Origin of the sequence: Agromyces sp. CCNWLW203 (assembly GCF_036576125.1) — a bacterium.
Taxonomy (GTDB): Bacteria; Actinomycetota; Actinomycetes; order Actinomycetales; family Microbacteriaceae; genus Agromyces.
In genome coordinates, this window is sequence record NZ_JAZHYX010000001.1 from 897791 (window position 1) to 917479 (window position 19689).

General features: G+C 70.0%; 17 protein-coding genes. 4 read left to right on the top strand and 13 right to left on the bottom strand.

Annotated features, from left to right (window positions below; translation table 11 throughout):
• The first annotated feature begins 56 nt into the window (after nt 1-56).
• Nucleotides 57-2897: an immune inhibitor A domain-containing protein gene (locus tag VPH61_RS04135; RefSeq protein ID WP_332062245.1), complete on the top strand. Its 2841-nt coding sequence runs from the start codon at nt 57-59 to the stop codon at nt 2895-2897.
• A gap of 74 nt (nt 2898-2971) precedes the next feature.
• Here VPH61_RS04135 and VPH61_RS04140 read toward each other — a convergent pair whose 3' ends face one another.
• The 7 genes from VPH61_RS04140 to VPH61_RS04170 all read right to left on the bottom strand — a co-directional run bounded on the left by VPH61_RS04140 (nt 2972) and on the right by VPH61_RS04170 (nt 11336).
• Entirely contained in the window at nt 2972-4099 is a 1128-nt protein-coding gene (locus tag VPH61_RS04140) for an alcohol dehydrogenase catalytic domain-containing protein (protein ID WP_332062246.1), read from the bottom strand.
• Nucleotides 4092-4391 (bottom strand): putative quinol monooxygenase, encoded by a 300-nt coding sequence (locus VPH61_RS04145; protein ID WP_332062247.1) that lies wholly within the window; start codon nt 4389-4391, stop codon nt 4092-4094. Before VPH61_RS04145 ends, VPH61_RS04140 begins: the two co-directional genes overlap by 8 nt.
• A 114-nt stretch (nt 4392-4505) precedes the next feature.
• On the bottom strand, nt 4506-5120 hold the full coding sequence (locus VPH61_RS04150; protein WP_332062248.1) for a glycerol-3-phosphate responsive antiterminator: 615 nt from the start codon (nt 5118-5120) through the stop codon (nt 4506-4508).
• Between the two features lie 13 nt (nt 5121-5133).
• On the bottom strand, nt 5134-6663 hold the full coding sequence (locus VPH61_RS04155; protein WP_332062249.1) for an FAD-binding oxidoreductase: 1530 nt from the start codon (nt 6661-6663) through the stop codon (nt 5134-5136).
• Nucleotides 6660-8333 (bottom strand): glycerol-3-phosphate dehydrogenase/oxidase, encoded by a 1674-nt coding sequence (locus VPH61_RS04160; protein WP_332062250.1) that lies wholly within the window; start codon nt 8331-8333, stop codon nt 6660-6662. Before VPH61_RS04160 ends, VPH61_RS04155 begins: the two co-directional genes overlap by 4 nt.
• Nucleotides 8334-8344: 11 nt before the next feature.
• Nucleotides 8345-9865, bottom strand: coding sequence for an FGGY family carbohydrate kinase (locus VPH61_RS04165; RefSeq protein WP_332062251.1), 1521 nt, complete (start codon nt 9863-9865; stop codon nt 8345-8347).
• 16 nt (nt 9866-9881) lie between these two features.
• Nucleotides 9882-11336 carry an MFS transporter gene (locus VPH61_RS04170; RefSeq protein WP_332062252.1) on the bottom strand — a complete coding sequence of 485 codons (1455 nt, stop codon included), beginning with the start codon at nt 11334-11336 and terminating at the stop codon, nt 9882-9884.
• A gap of 217 nt (nt 11337-11553) precedes the next feature.
• Between VPH61_RS04170 and VPH61_RS04175 the strand changes: the two genes are divergently transcribed.
• Nucleotides 11554-12603, top strand: coding sequence for a DUF2804 domain-containing protein (locus VPH61_RS04175; RefSeq protein WP_332062253.1), 1050 nt, complete (start codon nt 11554-11556; stop codon nt 12601-12603).
• Between the two features lie 51 nt (nt 12604-12654).
• On the opposite strand, the gene VPH61_RS04180 is transcribed toward VPH61_RS04175, so the two are convergent.
• The 5 genes from VPH61_RS04180 to VPH61_RS04200 form a co-directional block, all read right to left on the bottom strand.
• Nucleotides 12655-13299 (bottom strand): TetR/AcrR family transcriptional regulator, encoded by a 645-nt coding sequence (locus tag VPH61_RS04180; protein WP_332062254.1) that lies wholly within the window; start codon nt 13297-13299, stop codon nt 12655-12657.
• An 86-nt stretch (nt 13300-13385) separates the two neighbouring features.
• Nucleotides 13386-13778 carry a putative quinol monooxygenase gene (locus VPH61_RS04185; protein ID WP_332062255.1) on the bottom strand — a complete coding sequence of 131 codons (393 nt, stop codon included), beginning with the start codon at nt 13776-13778 and terminating at the stop codon, nt 13386-13388.
• Nucleotides 13775-14587, bottom strand: coding sequence for an ATP-binding cassette domain-containing protein (locus VPH61_RS04190; RefSeq protein WP_332062256.1), 813 nt, complete (start codon nt 14585-14587; stop codon nt 13775-13777). The genes VPH61_RS04185 and VPH61_RS04190 overlap by 4 nt, the downstream gene beginning before the upstream one ends.
• Nucleotides 14584-15639, bottom strand: a complete 1056-nt coding sequence (locus VPH61_RS04195) for an ABC transporter permease (protein ID WP_332062257.1) — start codon at nt 15637-15639, stop codon at nt 14584-14586. The genes VPH61_RS04190 and VPH61_RS04195 overlap by 4 nt, the downstream gene beginning before the upstream one ends.
• A gap of 144 nt (nt 15640-15783) precedes the next feature.
• On the bottom strand, nt 15784-16884 hold the full coding sequence (locus VPH61_RS04200) for a substrate-binding domain-containing protein (protein ID WP_332062258.1): 1101 nt from the start codon (nt 16882-16884) through the stop codon (nt 15784-15786).
• 175 nt (nt 16885-17059) lie between these two features.
• Here VPH61_RS04200 and VPH61_RS04205 point away from each other — a divergent pair, with 175 nt between their 5' ends.
• Nucleotides 17060-18064 carry a LacI family DNA-binding transcriptional regulator gene (locus VPH61_RS04205; RefSeq protein WP_332062259.1) on the top strand — a complete coding sequence of 335 codons (1005 nt, stop codon included), beginning with the start codon at nt 17060-17062 and terminating at the stop codon, nt 18062-18064.
• 4 nt (nt 18065-18068) lie between these two features.
• A complete protein-coding gene (locus VPH61_RS04210; protein ID WP_332062260.1) occupies nt 18069-19046 on the top strand; it encodes a PfkB family carbohydrate kinase in 978 nt (325 codons plus the stop codon).
• Between the two features lie 4 nt (nt 19047-19050).
• Here the strand turns inward: VPH61_RS04210 and VPH61_RS04215 are convergent, their stop codons facing one another.
• On the bottom strand, nt 19051-19581 hold the full coding sequence (locus VPH61_RS04215) for a GNAT family N-acetyltransferase (RefSeq protein ID WP_332062261.1): 531 nt from the start codon (nt 19579-19581) through the stop codon (nt 19051-19053).
• Between the last annotated feature and the right edge of the window lie 108 nt (nt 19582-19689).

Below are 19689 nucleotides of genomic sequence, written 5' to 3' on the forward strand. Positions count from 1 at the left end.
GACGAACGTCGTACGCGCCTCACGGTCACCTCCGCGAGGCGTTCGAAGGGAGAAGCATGTCTGGATTCACGGGCCGTGTGCGCAAGCGCGCGGTTGCGGTCATCCCGGTCTTCGCGCTCGCTGCCACCGGTCTGGTGACACTCGGCGCATCGGGAGCGGTCGCTGCTGAATCGCCGGTCTCACCACCGGTGATCAGCGATTCCGAGTACTACATGAACTACGTGGCACCGCGCCTCGAGGGCCAGTTCGACACCGACGGCGAAGTCCTCGTCGACGGCGCCGTCGCGCGGTCGTCGGCACAGGTCCAGTCCGAGGCCGAGGCAGTCGACCGGAAGTACTCGCAGGGCAACCCGATCGCCGCGAAGGGGCTCGCGTCACTCGAGGCGGAGTCGCTCGCGACGGGTGAGAACCCCAAGCAGCTGAAGCAGCAGAAGCACGACAAGAAGCCGAAGAAGAACAACTTCAAGCAGGCCGAGTCGACGCAGGAAGCGAAGCTGCTCACGATCCTCGTCGAGTTCAACGAGAACGCGAACGACGACTTCACGAACACCTACGTGCCCACCGAGTTCGGCTCGAAGCAGTGCATGCTCGGCAACGTGCAGAACGGCCCGAAGCACAACGGCATCCCCGACCCCGCGAGCTTCGAGCTCGAGGACAACAACACGATGTGGGTGCCCGACTTCTCCTCCGAGCACTTCAACAAGATGCTCTTCACCGATGAAGGCATCACCGACCGCGTGCGCACCGACCTCACGGGCCCCGACGGTCAGCCCGGCTTCGACATCTCGGGCTACACGATGAAGTCGATGTACGAGGAGATGTCCCGCGGCGCCTACACCGTCACCGGCGAGGCCACCCCGTGGATCACCGTGCCGCACTCCGAGGGCTGGTACGGCGCGAGCGTCTGCTTCCAGAACGAGGAGGGCGTCTACGAGGCCGGCGAGATCCAGGATCAGCAGGGCCACCCCGACAACCCCAAGGGACCGGGCCAGCTCCCGATCGACGCGGTCGCGGCACTCGCCGAGGCGCAGCCCGACTTCCCGTGGTCCGAGTACGACATCGAGGACCAGGGCGACCGTGACGGCGACGGCGACTTCAACGAGCCCGACGGCGTCATCGACCACGTCGTGCTCGTGCACGCCGGCGAAGACAAGTCGGGCAACGGCGGCGAGCAAGGCACGTACGCCATCTGGGCGCACTCCTCAGCTGTCGCCGGTGGCGCCGACATCCCCGGCACCGACCTCAAGCTGTCGAACTACATCGTGCAGCCCGAGGACTCGGGCGTCGGCGTGTTCGCGCACGAGTACGGCCACGACCTCGGCCTGCCCGACCTGTACGACACGTCGAACCAGGGCAACTCCGACGTCGACTTCTGGGACCTCATGAGCTCGGGCTCGCACTCGGGCCCGATCTTCCAGTCGATGCCCACGCACATGGGCATCTGGGACAAGTGGGTGCTCGGCTGGGTCGACCCCGTCGTGATGAACCCCGGTGACGACGCCGAGACCATCAAGGTCGGCCAGACGTCGCGCTCGCCCAAGGGCTCCGAAGACGGCGTGAAGATCAACCTTCCCGACAAGGTCATCACGCTCGCCGAGCCGGCCAGCGGCGAGAACATGTGGTACACCGGCGCCGATCAGGACTGGGGCGACATCCGCATCTCACGCACGGTCGACGTTCCGGCCGACGCGAAGTTCTGGATGAGCAACAACTTCGTGATCGAGCAGGACTGGGACTTCGGCTTCGTCGAGGTCTCGACCGACGGCGGCACCACGTGGACCGACGTCAAGGTCTTCAACGAAGACGGCTCGGAGGCCACCACGCCCGACGGCTACCCCGACCCGAACGGCAACCTCGCCACCTTCGGTGACAAGAAGTACGGCCTCACGGGTGACTCCCACGGCTGGGCTCGCCAGTACGTCGACCTCTCGTCGTACGCAGGCACCACGGTGGGCGTTCGCCTTCGCCTCGCCACCGACGCCGCCTTCCAGGAGCGCGGATGGTTCGCCGACGACTTCGCCGTCACGAGCGGGGCGACCGAGGTCTGGGCCGACGACGTCGAGAGCGGCGAGAACGGCTGGACCCCCGAGGTCACGACGTTCGCCGACACGACCGGCCCCGGCTGGCGCATCGACACCGGCACCTCCAGCAAGGCGCAGTACTACATGGTCGAGTGGCGCAACTTCGACGGGTTCGACGAGGGCCTGAAGTACGGCTACAACTCCGTGTACAACGACGGTGCGTGGAAGGTCGAGAAGCTCGCCTACAACGCGCCCGGTGCGCTGGTCTGGTACCGCGACACGACGTACGGCAACACCAACCACGTGCGCACCAACGAGACGGCCCTGCCGAGCTACGGCGCCAAGGGCGGCCTGCTGCTCGTCGACAGCCACTTCGACCCGCTGCGCCGCACGGGCGAGGCGGCCGCGGCCGACGGCACGCTGCAGCACAACCTGCCGTCGCGTTCGCAGTCCTCGGATGTCGCTTTCGGCCTCACCCCGACGTACGCCTTCACGGAGTGCTTCCCGGGTGCGGAGCTGACGACCGAGTACTGCACCGACATCCCGTCGCGCGAGCCGGTGAGCACCTTCACCGACGACCTCGGCTGGACCTCGGGTCTCGAGGTGCTTCCCGACGGCCGCATGGCCCGCCGCTTCCGCGACGGTTCAGTGGTGGTGCCCTCGGTGGGCAACGCTCCGTACAGCACGCGGATCGTCGACTTCGACGGCAACCCGCTGACCGACCTGTACGGCGCGGCGAGCCCGCTGGGCGGCGTCTTCGGCACCGGCAACCCCGGTGACGACGGCGTCGGCTACGGCACCGTGATCCAGGTGAAGAAGGCGTTCAAGGGCAACCAGTCCGCCCTCATCTCGATCACCCCGCCCGCGGCGGGCTGATCGGGCGACACCGGTAGCACCAGCACGAACGGCGAGGCGCCGGCTCCCTTCGGGGGTCGGCGCCTCGTCGCGTGTCAGGCCGCGTTCGGCACGAAGAGCCGACGGATGACCCGGCCCTCCGCGAGCGCGTCGAGGCTCTCGTTGATCTCCGCGAGCGGCACGGTGTCGGTATGCAGCAGTTCCATCGGCAGTCGCCCGGCACGCCAGAGGGCGACGTAGCGCGCGATGTCGCGAGCGGGCACCGCGTCGCCCATGTAGGAGCCGAGCAGGCGCTTGCCCGCCCCGGCGAACTGCAGGGCCGGCACCGCGAGTTCCTGCTCGGGGTGCGGCAGCCCGACCGAGACGAGGGCGCCGCCGCGGGCGAGCAGCTCGAGGCATGCGCCCATGACCCGCGCGCTGCCGACGGCCTCGATCGCGAAGTCGACCCCGACGCCGCCGGTGAGATCGGCGACGAGGTCGGCGGCTCCGTCGCGGGTCGCCACCGCGTTCGCGCCGGCCTGCAGCGCGAGCTCGTGCTTGTCGGTGTTGGGGTCGACGGCGATGACCGTGACCTCGTCGACCTGGGCCGCCGCCATGACGGCCGCGAGTCCCACCGCGCCGAGGCCGAAGACGATGACCGACTGGCCTGGTCGCACGTCGGCCGTGTTGAACACCGCGCCCATGCCGGTGAGCGCGGCGCAGCCGAACATCGCCGCGATGTCGAACGGCACGTCGCGGTCGATGACGACGACCGACTCGGAGGCGACGACGGCGTACTCCGCGAACGCCGAGACCCCGAGGTGGTGGTGCACTCGGCCGCCGGCCGCATCGGTGAGCACGGATGCCCCGTGCAGCAGCCGGCCCGAACCGTTCACCTCTGCGGCACGCGAGCACAGCGCGGGCCGGCCCGATCGGCACTCACGACAGTCGCCGCAGCTCGGCACGAAGACGAGCACGACGTGATCGCCGACCTCGATGCCGTCGACCCCGTCGCCGACCGCCTCGACGATTCCGGCGGCCTCGTGGCCGAGCGCCATCGGCAGCGGACGGGGCCGGGAGCCGTTCACGACGGAGAGGTCGGAGTGGCAGAGGCTCGCGCGCTCGATGCGCACACCGACCTCGCCGGCGCGAGGTGCGGCGACCTCGAGGGCCTCGATCGCGAGCGGCCAGCTCTCGGCGTATGGGCGGGCCGCGCCCTGCGCGCGGAGCACGGCGCTACGCATCGGTGGCCTCGACATAGCGTTCGATGACGCGATCGTCGAGCAACGGGATGATGCGACCGACGCCGATGCGCTGGAAGTGCTCCGTCTCGCGGTGCGCTGCGAAGCCCGCAGCGTCGTCGTAGCGTTCGAGGATCACGATCTCGTCGGGATTCGCGACGCCGCGGTAGAAGTCGTAGGCGCGGTTGGCCGGCTCGGTGCGGCTCGCTGCGGCGAGTTCGCCGAGCAGTTCGAGCACGGTCTCGGTCTCACCGGGAAGCGGGAAGTAGCGGGCGATGACCTGGAACTGGGGCACGTGGGTCTCCTGTCGAGATGAGAGCGGTGGGGTGAATGGGCGACGGTGCACACGGCCGGAGCTCGCCTGCGGAGGGCCCGCAGTACGTCCGCAGACCGGCCACGCGACATCCGCTCAGCGTCGGGTGATCGACCAGAGCTCGACGTCGCTCGTCGAGACGGCCTTCGCGCCGCCCTTGAGCGCGGCGATCACGTCGTCGCGACTCTGCACGAAGCCGGCCGCCACGTAGGGCGTGAGCTCGGCGAGCTCCTGCTGCTTGATGTACGGGATGACCGGCCACGGCATCAGCTGCACGAGGTGCGGCCGGTTCTGCCGCACCGCATTGGTGCTGCGCGGCAATGTTGACCGATCGGTGACGAAGACCTTCTGCATGGTCACCATGCCGAGCTGGTTCGCCTTCTGGATGAGCATCGTGCGGGTCGTGATGAGCCCCGGTGTGCCGATCTTTCGCAAGTACTCGACGCCGCCGCGGTCCTGCGCGAGACCGTCGCTGTTGTCGATGTTGACGAAGACGAACTTGCCCGCGGACGAGAGCGTCGAGACGATGCCCTCGAGGTCGGGGAGCGCCACGTTCGCGGCGATCGCGACCTGGCAGGGACCGGAGAGGAACGCCTCGACCGACTCGGTGCCGTAGAGGGATGCGATGACCGGGTTGCGGTAGAGCCGCTCCTCGAGCGACCGTGGGAACTCCAGCACGTTCACCGCATTCCTGCCCTCATCCGCGGACACGTTCACGGCTTCATCAGGCGTCGAGCCCCAGTTTACCGGGGTTCAGCAGGTTCTTCGGGTCGAGCGCCGCCTTCACGGCACGCAGCACCTCGAAGCCGGCCCCGAGCGATTCCGCCATGTACGGCGCTCGAAGCAGGCCCACGCCGTGGTGGTGGCTGAGGGTCGCGTCGTGCTTCAGGATCACGGCGTTCGCGGCATCCCACGCCGCCCGGTACCAGTCGGCCCGCCGCTCCACCTCGACGTCGCCGCGGAGCGAGAAGTAGAGGCAGGCGCCGTCGACGTAGGCGTGCGACTGGTGGGCCGAACCGGCGAGCGTGCCCGGCACCTCGTTGATCGCGGCGACGACCTCGTCGTAGATCGCCGGCAGGTCGCGCCACCGCCCGATCATCTCGAGGGTGTCGGCGACGAAGCCGGGGCTGCGCTTGAAGCCCTCGGCGCTCTTGCCGGTGAGGTAGCGGGTGTCGAGCCAGCGCTCGAAGATCACCTCGTCGTCGAGCTTCTCGCCCGTCTCGGCGCAGACGCGCTCGCTGATCGCGAGGCCGGCGTCGACGAGCTCCTGCGTGCCCTCGTCGGCGACGAGCAGCACGTTCTGCTCGGGCAGGTCGAACTGCACGCCGCTCTCGAGGTTGTCGTAGAGGCGCAGGGCGGCAGGGTTCGCTCCCTGCTGCATGATCTGACGGCACGCCTCGAGGCCGGCGGCGAAGGTCGGGAAGCCGTAAGCGATGGCGCGGCCGTACGACGGCAGTCGGTGCAGCTTGAACCGGATCGTCGTGATGACGCCGAGGGTGCCCTCCGAACCGATGACGAGCTGCAGCAGGTCGGGTCCGACGGCGGCGCGGGCGCTCTCGCCCACCGTGATGAGCGAACCGTCGGCCAGGACGACATCCATGCCGTAGACCATGTCCTCGATCTTGCCGTAGCGCGTCGACAGCTGGCCGGCGCCGCGGCAGGCGACCCAGCCGCCGACCGTCGAGATGCCGTACGACGAAGGCCAGTGGCCCATCGTCATGCCGTACTGCGACTGGATGAGCTCCTCGAAGACGTCGCCGAACATGCCGGCCTCGACCTCGACGATCTGGCTCTGCTCGTCGAAGCTCACGAAGCGGTTGAGCTCGCACACGTCGAGCACGATGCCGCCGCGCACCGGGAGGGCCGCGCCTGTCACGTTGCTGCGGCCGGCCGAGACGGTCACCGGCAGGTCGTTCGCGTCGGCGATGCGCATGACCGCCTGCACCTGCTCGGTCGTCGAGACCTTGACGATGACCGCGTCGGGCGTCGCGGGCGAGCCGGCGGTCTCGCCGATCATCGAGCCGGCCCACCAGTCGCGAGTGCCTTCGACGACGGATGCCGCGTCGGTAACGACCTGGTCGGCGGCCGCCTCGAGCTCGGCGACGACGGCCGCGGGAACGGCGACGACGTCCTCCTGGAAGTACGCCTCCGAGCCGATCGTCTCGATGCTCGCGGCGTAGTGCGGCTGGGTCGGTGCACCCACCACGTAGTTGCCGCGGTTGTAACCGCGCTTGACGGCTTCCTTGCTGATCATTCGGACTCTCCCATCAGGATGGCGCGTTCGTGCGCCGTTGCGGTCTGGTAGGCGGTCACCTGAGCGGTGACCGCGGCGTCGCTGAGGCCGAGCTCGGCCTGCAGCAGCTGGCCGACGCGCGGAGCGGCGGCGGCGGATGCGTCGCGGGCCATGAGGCGCGCTCGGGTGCGGCGGCTCAGCACGTCGTCGACGCTGCGGGCCATCTCGTGGCGGGCCGAGTACACGACCTCGGCCTCGAGGTAGGGCAGTCCCTCGACGATCGGCTTGGCGAGCGAGGGGTCGTTGCCGAGGATGTCGGTGATGAACGGCGCCTCGTTGCCGTACCGCTCCCCGAGGTGGGCGGCGAGCCCGCCCGAGGCGGTGACGGCCTCGGGGTCGTACCCGGCGGCGCCGAGGAGGTACGCGTTCTTGGTGACGCACCGGCGCCGTTCGCCGAGCACCTTCTGCGCGGCGTCGATCGTCTGCTGCGCCATGTGGCGCGAGGTGGTGAGCTTGCCGCCGACGACGGTGACGAGGCCGTCGCGGTCGGTGCGGATCTCGTGCTTGCGCTTGACGTCGATCGTCTTGCCGCCGGGCGGTGCCACGAGCGGACGGCAGCCGCCGATGCTGCCGACGACGTCGGAGGCCTCGAGGTCGGTGTTCAGCGCGGTGCGCGCGCCCGAGATGAGGAAGTCCATCTCCTCGCGCGTGCAGTTCACGTCGTCGAGGTCGCCCGTGTAGTCCTCGTCGGTAGTGCCGAGGTAGGCGGTGTCGCCCCAGCGCGTGATCGTGGCGCGGCGATTGCGGCCGGGGATCGGAATGGTGACCGTGCAGTCGTTGCGGATCTTGGTCCACGGCACGGCGATGTGCACGCCCTTGGCCGGGCGGATGTTCGGGGCATCCGCGTCGGCACCCGCACCGTTCCAGTCCCGCAGCCAGGCGCCCGTCGCGATCACGACGACGCTCGCGAGCGCGGTGATCTCGCGGCCGTCGACCTCGGCGACGACGCCGTTGACCTTGCCGCGGCTGCGGGTGACCTCGGTCACCTTCGCGCCGTTCAGGATCACGGCGCCGTGGTGGGCGGCGGTGCGGGCGAGGGTGAGCGTGAGCCGGGCGTCGTCGGCGCGCGCGTCGTAGTACATGAAGCCGCCGTCGAGGTTCTCGGCCTTGAAGGTCGAGCAGTGCGCGAGCACCTCGTTCTTCGAGAGCTTCTGGTGCAGCACGCCCTCGCGCCAGCCGCCCGCGAGGTCGTAGGTCCAGAGGAGGCTCTCGAAGCCAGCGGCGAGGCGGCGATCGAAGACGCCGTCGTGCGAGAGCACGGGGAAGAGGAACGGCAGGCGCTGCACGAGGTGCCTGGCGTTCTTCCGCAGCCGCTGGCGCTCGAGCAGCGAGTGCCGCACGAGCGGCAGGTTGCCCTGCTCGATGTAGCGCAGCCCGCCATGGATCATCTTCGACGACTTCGACGAGGTACCCGACGCGAAGTCGTCCTTCTCGAGCAGTGCGACGCGGTAGCCGCGCAGCGCCGCGTCCATCGCGGCGTACGCCCCGGTCACGCCGCCGCCGACGATGATCATGTCGAAGCGACCGCCCTCGACCGCGGCCACCTGCTCGGCGCGGCCGAGCTGCAGGGGCTCGACTCTCGTCATGTGCTCGCGGGCGGTGTCGGTCTTGCGGGCTGGCAGTCCTACCATCGTGTGGTTCTCTACTTCCGTGTTGCACGGCTCGCGGTGAGCCGGAGTTCGTTGTCGATGCGTTCGTTCCACGCCGCTCGGCGCTCTGCGCGCTCGTCGGCGCCGATCAGGGGCTCGAAGACGTCGCCGGCGCCCATCGACGCGGCGGCCTCCTCGAGCGAGTTCCAGAGCAGCCCGTCGGCGCCGGCGAGGAAGGCCGCTCCGCGCAGGCTCGCGCCCTCCGAGGCGGGCAGGCGCCGCATCGGTACGCCGACGAGGTCGGCCTGCATCTGGATGAGCGGGTCGCTCGCCGACATCCCACCGCCGACGACGATCTCGGTGATCGCCGTGCCCGCGACTTGCTCGTCGGCCTCGGCGCTCGAGGCGACCGAGTGCGCGATGCCCTCGAGCACCGCGTAGGCGATCTCGGGCAGCGTCGTCGACATCGAGAAGCCCGTGAGCGAGGCCTTGGCCCTCGGCTCCATGACGGGCATCCGGAGGCCGGTGAGCGCGGGCACGAACATGACGCCCTTCGCCGACGGCACCGTCGCGGCGAGCTCGCTGATGCGCTTCGACGACTCGAACCAGCCGAGCGTGTCGCATACCCAGTCGAGCGCCGAGCCCGTCGTCGCCGTGAAGGTCTCGATCGCGAAGACGGATGCATCGTGCCGCCGCCAGGCCGTCAGGGTGAGCGCCCCGTCGTAGAGGCCCGGGTTCGCCGGTGCATCGTTGCCGATGACGAGGTCGACGAAGCTGCCGGTGCCGTGCACGCACATCGCCTGGCCCTTGGTGAGGCAGCCGAGGCCCACGGTGCCGGCGTGCTGGTCGCCCGCCGCCGCGAGGATCGGCACCTCGATGCCGAGCACCGAGGCATCCGTCACGCCGAAGTCGTCGGCGTCCTGCCGCAGTTCGGGCAGGAGGTCGCTCGGGAAGCCGAGCGCGTCGATCCACTCGCGCTCGTACTCGTGACGGGCGAGCACGTAGGCGCCCGCCGAGGTCGCGTTGGTCGAGGTCGCGGCGTAGGTGCGGTCACGGGAGAGGCTCCAGAGGAGCCAGGTCTCGATCGTTCCGAAGCCGAGTCGTCCCGCCCGGTGCGCGGCGGCGACCTCGGGGGTCTCCCGCAGGTGATGCGCCGCCCAGAGGTAGGGCGAGCGCACCCCGGTGGGGCGGCCGACGGTGCGGGTCAGTCGTTCGTTCCACTCGGCCCCGAGGGCGGCGAGCTCGTCGGCGTAGCGGCTGTCCTGCCACACCATGGCGGGCACGAGGGCGCGCCCGGTCGACGTGTCCCAGAGCACGGTCGTCGCACGCTGGGTGGCGATGGCGAGGCCGACGAGGGCGACCCCGTCGCCTGCCGCGCGGGCGATGACCGCGCGGCAGGCGTCGATGGTCTTGTCGAGGATCGCATTGGCATCCTGCTCGACCACGCCCGCGACCGGGGTGCTGACACGGAGCGGGCGGTATTCGAGCGCGTGCACGATGCCGTCGGCCGTGACCCACGCCGCGCGCGTGCCGGTCGTTCCTTCATCGATCGCCAGGATCGCGGGAGTCGTCATTTCGGATGCCGCCTCGTTACTTGCCGGCCAGGACGGCCGCCTCGGCGGCAGCTGCCTGCGCCGCGGCGTCGCTCTTGAACTGCGGCGCGTTCAGCTCCTCATCGGGGCTGATCGTCGTGCGAGTCGGGTCCCACTTGATGATCGAGCAGATGATGAACGCGAGGAGCGGCACGATCGAGAGGATGAGGAACGTCGGGCCGAGGCCGATGCCCTCCTTCAACAGCGGGAAGACGAGCAGGCCGAGCGCTGCACCCGCACTGCCGATCGCGCCGATGATGCCGTTCGCGCCGGCCCGCAGCTCGCTGCGGAACGAGAGCGTCGAGAGGCTCTTGCCGTTGGCGCCCGGGCCGCCCGAGTGGAACAGGATGAACAGCGACGGCACCACGAAGGCGAGCCACAGCGGCATCGACTCGTAGAAGAATCCCAGCACGACGAGCATGAGGAAGACCGCGCCGAAGCCGATCGCCGAGGCGCGGCGCAGGCCGAAGCGCTTGCCGATCACGGGCGACATGAACCCGCCGACGATGCCGAACACGTTGAAGACGAGCGCACCGAGGGTCGCGACGACGAAGTCCTCGCCGAACAGCGCGATGCTGATGATCGGCAGGTACCAGCCGACGGCGAAGTACTGGATCGACTGGGCCATCTGCACCGTCGCGGCGAGCACCGTGCGCGGCAGGTAGATGCCCCGGAAGATGAGGGCGACGTTCGCGAACCCCTTCGTCGCCTGGTTCGTGACCGGGATGCGATCCTCGACGGGAGCGGCCTTGAAGGTCTCGCCGTAGATCTTCGTCATCGAGGCCGCGGCGCGGGTGAGCTTCTCCTTGCGGGCGAGCCACGTGGGGCTCTCGACCATGAAGACCGCCTGCAGCACGAAGAGCACGAGGGCCACCAAGCCGGCGGCGCCGACGGAGTAGCGCCAGATCGAGTCGCCGACGTTCATGTTGTAGAAGATGATCGCGAGCACGAGGTTCGAGCAGACGGCGACGTACCAGATGCCCTGCCAGGTGTTCAGGCGGGCCTTGAAGCGGGCCGGCGTGAACTCCGCGAGCAGCGCCATCGCGATCGCGAAGTCGATGCCGTATGCGGCGCCGACGAAGAAGCGACCGGCGAGCACCATCTCGAAGCTCGGGGCGAACGCGGCGAGCATGGCTCCGGCGAGCGCGAGCACCTTGGCCACGAGCAGCGGCGGGATGCGGCCCCACTTGTCGGCGAGCCATCCGCCGATCGGGTTGAACGCGATCGCGACCCACGACGCCAGCGAGGTGAGGATCGCGACCTGCGTCGCGCTGAGCTCCATGTCCCTCGTCATCGGGCCGAGGCCGGCCGAGAGCGCGGAGTTGGAGAACGCGTCGAGGAACAGACCGCTGAGCGCGAGCCACCAGATGAGGCCGGCGCGGCCGCCGATGCGCGAGCGCGAGTCGATGAACGAGACGACGTCGCTGACGCCTCGCAGAAGATGTTGTGGCACGGTGTCCGACCTCTCTGTCGGGAAACCCTGTCAGAGACGTGCACCAACCAAAAAAGGGCAGACGAAAACCTCCAACAGGAGGTCTCCATTCTTACCCTATTGCCCATGACCGTAGCCGACGCCGCTGCCCACGTCAAACGCCGGGGTTGCGGCCGGAATCGTCCGCTGTGCCCGTCGCCCGCGCCCGTACACTTGCCTCGACGCACGAGGAGGTGCCGTGAACGAGGCCCGAACCGCACTCACGCATGAGCGCGAGATCACCGAACCCGTCTCACTGACCCTGCCCGACGGCAGGCTGAACCGGGCGGCGGTCGGGTGGATGCGGCATCCGCTGCTCGACACCTCGGGCATCGGAGCCGGCGTGCGGGGCCGCGGTCGAAACAAGCGCTGGGAGTACTGGGGCATCACGACCCCCGACCACATCATCGCCGTGACGGTCGCGATGCTCGACTACGCGACCCTGAACCAGGTCTGGGTGTTCGACCGAGCCACGTCGACCGACATCGACGCGAGCGCGATCACACCGCTCTCACACGGCGTCGACCTGCCGGGTTCGCTCAGCGAGGGCGATGGGGGCGCCGGAGCGAGGCCGGCCACCGCGCGGGTTCCCGGCATCGAGACGACGATCACCGACTCGGCGACCGGAACGCGCATCGACTCGACGACGAAGCGCGTCGCGATCGACATCGTCGCCGAACGCCCCGATGGTCACGAGGCGCTCGGCGTCGTCGTGCCGTGGAGCGACACGAGGTTCCAGTACACGGTGAAGGATGTCGCACGCCCCGCCCGCGGCACCATCACGATCGACGGGGTGACCCACGAGCTCGCCGCCGGCGAGAGCTGGGCGGTGCTCGACCACGGGCGCGGCCGGTGGCCCTACTCGATGCGCTGGCACTGGGGCGCCGCCTCGGGCATCGAGCACGGACGACGCCTCGGACTGCAGCTCGGCGGGATCTGGACCGACGGCACCGGGTCGACCGAGAACGCGCTCTCGGTCGACGGCCGCCTCCACAAGCTCGGCGCGGAGCTGCGCTGGGACTTCGACTCGAGCGATTGGCTGCGGCCGTGGACGATCACGGGCGACCGCGTCGAGCTGACGTTCACGCCGTTCCACGAGCGGTGCGCGTTGACCGCGCTCGGGGTCATCCACTCCGAGACGCACCAGTGCTTCGGCACCTATCAGGGCACGGTGACGGATGACTCGGGCACCGCGGTGCCGATCGAAGCCCTGATGGGCTGGGCTGAGTTCGTGAAGAACCGCTGGTAGCGGCGTGCCAGCCTGGCCGAGCGGATGCCGCGTGGTGCGCACCGCGCGGAATCAGGCCGCGAGCAGTCCGTCGAGCAGCCGGTCGAGCCCCCACGCCAAGGCAGAGGGCTCGGCGTCGCCGGCGACGAGGTGCGCGGTCGCCTCGGTGAGCGGGTGGCTCGCGGCATCCGACCACAGGGCACCGGCCGTCGACGTCTCGGAGGCGGTCTCGACATCGTCGACCCGCTCGGCGGCGTCGAGGGCGGCGACCCCGAGCACGTGGGCGCGCACGGCGTAGGCGGCGCGTGCGGCGTCGGCCTGCGGCATCCCCTCGGCCATGAAGCCGGCGATGAGGGTCTCATTCAGGCCGAGCGCGTGCCGGCCGTCGAGCGGGCCGCTCGTGACGAGCACCATTGCGCCCGTGTGCTCGGCGATGCGGGCGCGCAGCGCAGCGGCGAGTGCGTGCACCCGTTCGCGCCACGGGGCGCCGGTGTCGGCCGCCGCGGCGAGATCGAGGCTCGAGAGCAACTCCTCGACCATGGCGCGGAGCAGCGCGTTCTTCGACGGGAAGTAGGTGTAGATCGCCGTCGGCGTGAGGCCGAGCGCCGCGGCGACGCCGCGCACGGAGACGGCGGCGAATCCCTTCTGCTCGAGGATCTCGAACGCCGCATCGACGATATCGACCTGGCTGACGCTGCGCCTCGGTCCGGGTTTCATGCTGCTCCTCGTGGTCGACCCCCAAGCGTAACCGCGCGGGCCGGGCCCGAACGACCGCCGGCGCCCCGTCGAACGCCGACGCCCCGTCAGCCGAGTGGCGCCAGGAAGGTCAGCACCGAACCGCGCTCGACGATCAGTGGGGCGAGCGCGGCATTGAAGTCGGCGCCGTAGGGGGCGGCGAGGTGCTCGGCGAATGCCGAGGCGTCGCGATAGACCTCCGTCACGACGAACCGAGCACCGACCGGTGCCGGCCCGGTCGCCGCCGCTGCCGCCGCGAACGCGGCCCCGCTCGGTGCCGCGGCCACACGGTGCGGCGTGAAGTCGAGGCATCCGCTCTCGCGCCGAACCTCGGCGGTCAGCGCGAGGAGGAGGCGCTCGACCTCCTCCTCGCGGCCGGGGATCGCAGTGAACTCGGCGATCAGTTCGACCCGGCCGTCGGGCACGGCATCGGCGGAGAGCCGATGACTCGTCTCGCTCACTCGCGGAGCGCCCCGGTCATGATCGCCACCGCATCGGTCATCGAGTGCGACTCGGGAGTGATCGTCGCCGCACGCTTGCCGAGGCGCTGGATGTGGATGCGATCGGCCACGTCGAAGACGTGCGGCATGTTGTGCGAGATGAGGATCACGGGGATGCCGCGATCGCGGAGGTTCCGGATGAGCTCGAGCACCTGGTTCGACTCCCGCACGCCGAGCGCCGCGGTCGGCTCGTCGAGCACGACGACCTTCGACCCGAACGCCGCCGCCCGGGCGACCGCGACGGCCTGGCGCTGTCCGCCCGAGAGGTTCTCGACCGGCACGGTCACGTCTTGCAGCGTCGAGATGCCGAGCGCGCGCAGCTCGTTGCGGGCCTTCTCGCGCATGCCCTTCTGGTCGACCATGCGGAAGACCGAGCCGAGGATGCCCTTCTTCCGCTCCTCGCGGCCGAGGAAGAGGTTGGCTGCGACGTCGAGCGCCGGCGACACGGCGAGGTTCTGGTACACGGTCTCGATGCCGGCGGCTCGGGCGTCTTGGGGGCGCTTGAAGTGGATCGGCTTCTCATCGAGGAAGATCTCGCCCTCGTCGGGGATCTCGGCGCCCGTGAGGCACTTGATGAGCGTCGACTTGCCGGCGCCGTTGTCGCCGATGATCGCGAGCACCTCACCGGGGTAGAGCTCGAGGCTCACCCCGTCGAGTCCGACGACCCGGCCGAACGTCTTGACGAGTCGCCGCGCGCGCAGGATCGGAGTGCGGGTCTCTGCGGGGCCGACGGCGGGCGCCTGGCCCGCGGCATCCGTTGCGGTGGTCATTTGCGTACCTTTCGAATCCACTGGTCGACCGAGACGGCGACGATGATGAGCACGCCGACGGCGAAGGTCTGCCAGAGCACGTCGAGCCCGGCGAGCGAGAGGCCGTTGCGGAAGACGCCGACGATGAGGGCGCCGAGCAGGGTGCCCCACACCGTGCCGCGACCGCCGAAGAGGCTCGTGCCGCCGATGACGACGGCGGTGATCGAGTCGAGGTTGAGCTCGGCGCCCGCGTTCGGCGACGCGGCGTTCGTGCGGCCGATCTGGATCCAGGCGCCGAGGGCGAGGATCGCGCCCGCCGCGAGGTAGACGCTCATGAGCACCCGGTTGACGCTGATGCCGGCGAGGCGCGCGGCCTCGGGGTCGTCGCCGACCGCGTACACGTGGCGTCCCCAGGCCGTCTTCGCGAGGATCAGGGCGACCACGACGTAGAGCAGCAGCATCATGAGCACGCCGACGGTGAAGTTCACGCCGCCGACGTTGAACGTCGCGCCCATGGCGGTGAGCAGTTCGGGCATCTCCGCGCCGCGCACCGTGGCGCCGCCCGAGTAGAGCAGGGTGAGCGCGACGAAGATGCTGAGCGTGCCGAGCGTCACGATGAACGGCGGCAGCTTCAGGCGGGTGACGAGGAAGCCGTTGAACGCGCCGGCCGCGAGGCCGACGACGAGGCCGAGGAGGAGGGCGAGCCAACCCGGGAGGCCGAGCTGCACGCTCGTCTGCGCCATCACCATCGAGCTCAGCACCATGACAGCGCCGACCGAGAGGTCGATGCCCGCGGTGAGGATGATGAGGGTCTGGGCGACGGCGAGCGTGCCGACCACGGCGACCTGCTGCGTGATGAGCGAGAGGTTCGCCGGGTTCAGGAACCGGTCGTTGAGCAGGCCGAAGACGATGACGGCGACGACGAGCACGATCGCCGGGCTCACGGCCGGGTAGCGGTGCAGGGTGTTGCGGATGCGACTGAGCGGGGTGGTGCGGTCGAGGAATTCCTCGGCCAGGTCGAGCGCCGAGGTCGGCGGCTCGGCCTTCGCCGGCTCGGTGGTCTGCTGGGTCACGTTGATACTCCGTTGTTCGGTGGGTGAGCGGTGCGGGCCGGGGTGGCCGGATGCCGCGAGGCGGGGTCGTGGTCAGGGGGCGCCGCGCCGCGGCATCCGACCGACCTGCACCGACCCGCACCGCTCACGATGCGGTGCCGGGGATCAGCCCCAGCAGATCTCGCCGCCCTCGGTGGTGTCGATGGAGTCGACACCCTCCTGCGGGTCGTCGGTGACGAGCGCGACGCCCGTGTCGAAGAAGTCGAGCCCCTCGGTCGTCTCGGGCGCCTTCCCGGTCTTCACGAGGTCGAAGATCGCCTGCACGCCGAGCTCGGCCATCTTGACCGGGTACTGCTGGCTGGTCGCGCCGATGATGCCCTCGGCGACCTGGTCGACGCCGGCGCAGCCGCCGTCGACGGAGACGACGATCACGTCGTCCTTGCCGGCGGCCTTGAAGGCCTCGTAGGCGCCGTAGGCGGCCGGTTCGTTGATCGTGTAGACGACGTTGATGTTCGGGTTCTTCGAGAGCAGGGTCTCGGCGGCGGTGCGGCCGCCGTCTTCGGCGCCGCCGGATGCCTCGTTGCCGACGATCTCGTAGTCGCCGCCGCTGTAGGTGCCGCTCTTCGCCTCGTCGCCGTTCACGGCTGCATCCGCTGTGTCGATGCCCATGCCGTCGAGGAAGCCCTGGTCGCGGTTGTAGTCGACCGAGACGATCTTGTCGTCGAAGAGGTCGATGAGCGCGATGGTCGCCGTCTCACCGGCGAGCTTCGCCGCGGTCCACTTGCCGATCTCCTGCCCGGCCGCGAAGTTGTCGGTCGCGAAGGTGATGTCGACGGCCTCGGGGTCGGCGGGCGGCGTGTCGAGCGCGATCACGAACAGGCCGGCGTCGCGGGCCTTCACGAGCGCGTCTTCGACGCCGGGGCCGTTCGGGGTGATCAGGATGCCGGCGTCGCCCTTCGAGATGGCGTTCTCGACGGCCTGGATCTGGGTGTCCTCGTCGCCGTCCTCTTTGCCCGCGGCGAGCGTGAGCTCGACGCCGAGTTCGTCGGCGGCGGCCTCCGCGCCGTCCTGCATGGCGACGAAGAACGGGTTGGTGGTGGTCTTGACGATGAGCGAGACGCCGATCGCGTCGGTGTCCGAGCCGCCGCCGTCGCCCGCGGTGGCGCCGCCGCCGGCACAGCCGGTCAGGGCGAGCGCTGCGGCAGCGGTCAGGGATCCCGCGGCGATGAGACGGCGGCGGAGCGCACCTGGTGCTGTGTGATTCATCGATGAATCTCCTCTGGTGTTGGAAGGCCCGTTGTCGCCTTGACAACGATGTCATCGATAGGTCTAGCTCACATTGCCATGTATAGTCAAGTCCAACTTGCATATTTGGGAGCAAATCGTGACACCGTTGTCAAACACGAGTACGGGGCAAGAGAGCGCGCGTTCGCGACCGACGATGCGGCACGTGGCCGCTCTGGCGGGCGTCGGCGTGAAGACGGTCTCGCGCGTCATCAACGGCGAGCCGAACGTCTCGGCGGCCACGATCGCCAAGGTCGAGGCTGCAGCCCGCACGCTCGACTACCAGCCCGACCTGCACGCCGGAAACCTGCGCAGGGCCGACGGTCGCACGCGCACGCTCGGCCTGCTCGTCGGCAGCGTCGACAACCCGTTCTCGGGAGCCGTGCACCGGGCCGTCGAAGACGCGGCCCTCGCTCGCGGCGTCTCGGTGTTCGCCTCGAGCCTCGACGACGACCCCGACCGCGAGCAGGAGGCGGTCTCGGCCTTCCTCCGCCGCCGCGTCGACGGACTCATCCTCACCACGATCTCCGAGAGCCAGGCCTATCTCGCGCCCGAACTGCGACGCGGCACTCCCGTCGTCTTCGTCGACCGCGAGCCCGCCGGCATCACCTCCGACGCCGTCGTCAGCGACAACGCCGACGGCGCCGCCATCGCGACCCGCCACCTGCTCGAGCACGGGCACCGCCGCATCGCGTACCTCGGCGACCGCCACGACATCCAGACTGCGCGGGAGCGGCACCGCGGCTACCTCGACGAGCTCGGCCGGGCCGGCGTCTCCACCCGCGGCCAGCAGGTCGTCGAGGGGCTCCACGACGAGGCGACCTCTCGCGCCGCGACCCTCGCGCTCTTCGACGTGCCGAACCCGCCGACCGCGATCTTCTCGAGCCAGAACCTCGTGACCATCGGAGTCATCCGGGCGCTCCGCGAACTCGGGCGCCAGCACGACACCGCCCTCGTCGGCTTCGACGACGTGCCGCTCGGCGACCTGCTCGAGCCCGGCGTGACGGTCGTGGCCCAGAACCCGCAGGCGATCGGGCGCATCGCCGCCGAGCGCGTCTTCGCACGCCTCGACGGCGACGACTCGGCTGCGGCACGCACCATCGTGCCGACGCAGTTGCTCGAGCGCGGCTCGGGCGAGATCGCACCGCGAGCGGAGGGCTGAACGGATGCCGCAGCAACCGTTGCAGCGAACGGGATCAGATACCGGCACCGGCACCGAGGCCGACGCCCGCGCCGGTGCGCGCATCACCGTCATCGGCGACGCGCTCATCGACGAGCTCCGCGACCCGAGAGGTGCTCGCGAGTTCATCGGCGGCGCCGCACTGAACGTCGCGGTCGGGCTCGCCCTGCTCGGCGAACGGGCGACGCTCGTCGCGATGCTCGGCGACGACGAGCCGGCGACGCGCATCCGCGCCTACCTGCGCGACTACGGCGTGCGGCTCGTCGAGAGCCCGTCCGAGTCGGGCACCTCGCGCGCCGTCTCCGACCGCACCGACGGCGAGCCGCGCTACGAGTTCAACGAGGCCGCGCAGCGGCGCCGCATCCGCTTCGACGACGCGACCCTCGCCGCGATCGGCGAGGCCGACCTCGTGGTCGTCAGCTGCTTCCCCTTTGACGACGCCGAGCAGTACGCCGAACTCGTCGCCGCGATCGCCGACCCCGAGCGGCGGGTGATCGTCGACGGCAACCCGCGCGCCGGGATGCTTGCCGATCGCGCACGGTTCCTCGCGAACTTCGAGGACTTCGCGTCGCGGGCGCTGCTCGTGAAGGTCGGCGACGAAGACGCCGAGCTGCTGCTCGGCGGATCGCTCGACGAGTTCGTCGCGCGTCTGCGGGCTGCGGGTGCAGCGGCCGTGCTCGCGACGGCAGGGCGCGACGGGGCCAGGCTGCACCGCGACGAGCGCCCCGTGCACGCGCATATCGTGCCATTGCCCGGGCCGGTCGTCGACACGATGGGTGCCGGCGATGCGACCCTCGCCGCCATGGTGCGGCGCATCGCGGTCGACGGTCTGCCCACGACGAACGCGGCGTGGGCGCGCGCGCTGCACGAGGCGATGGTGATCGCCGCCGCGACCGTTCGGCACGAAGGCGCACTGCTGCGGAGACCGCATGCTGATGCTCCAGCGGCGGGGTACCCCAGCTGATCCGTCAGCGCACGAAGCGCACCTCGGTGATCTGCCAGAGGTCGTCGAACTTTCGGGTGCCGTCGGCGACGAAGCCGTTGCGGCGATAGAACGCGTGAGCGCGCGGGTTGTCGGCGAGGGCCCAGAGGTAGGCGGGTCGATCGCCGATCGCCGCGTCGAGGAGCGCCTGGCCGACGCCGGTGCCGTGGTGGGCGTCGAGCACGTAGAGCCCCTCGAGCTCGAGGTCCCGGGGGCCGTCGGGGTCGCGGCCGGCACTCGTGTTCGCCCAGCCGACGATCTGGCCGTCGGCCTGGCCGTCGACCACGGCGACCCAGATCGCCATGCGATGGAAGCCCTCGGGCGCCGGGTACACGTCGTTCGAGATGGCGAGGTTCGCCGTCCACCGCGCGACGCGGTCGGCCATGGTCCACGCCTCGACCCGCTCGCGTGCGACGCGACCGGGCTCGACGTAGGTCGCCTGGTGGCTGTCCCAGTGCACCCGGGCGATGCCCGGGGCGTCGGCGATGACAGCGGGGCGGATGCTCGCGTGGTGCATGCGTCGAGAGTACGGGGTGGGTGGGCGGAGGAGCATCCGCCCGAGGCCTTGCAATGTCCGCCGGACAGTCCGTAGCATCGCCGTCGTTCACTGACAACGATGTCAAGT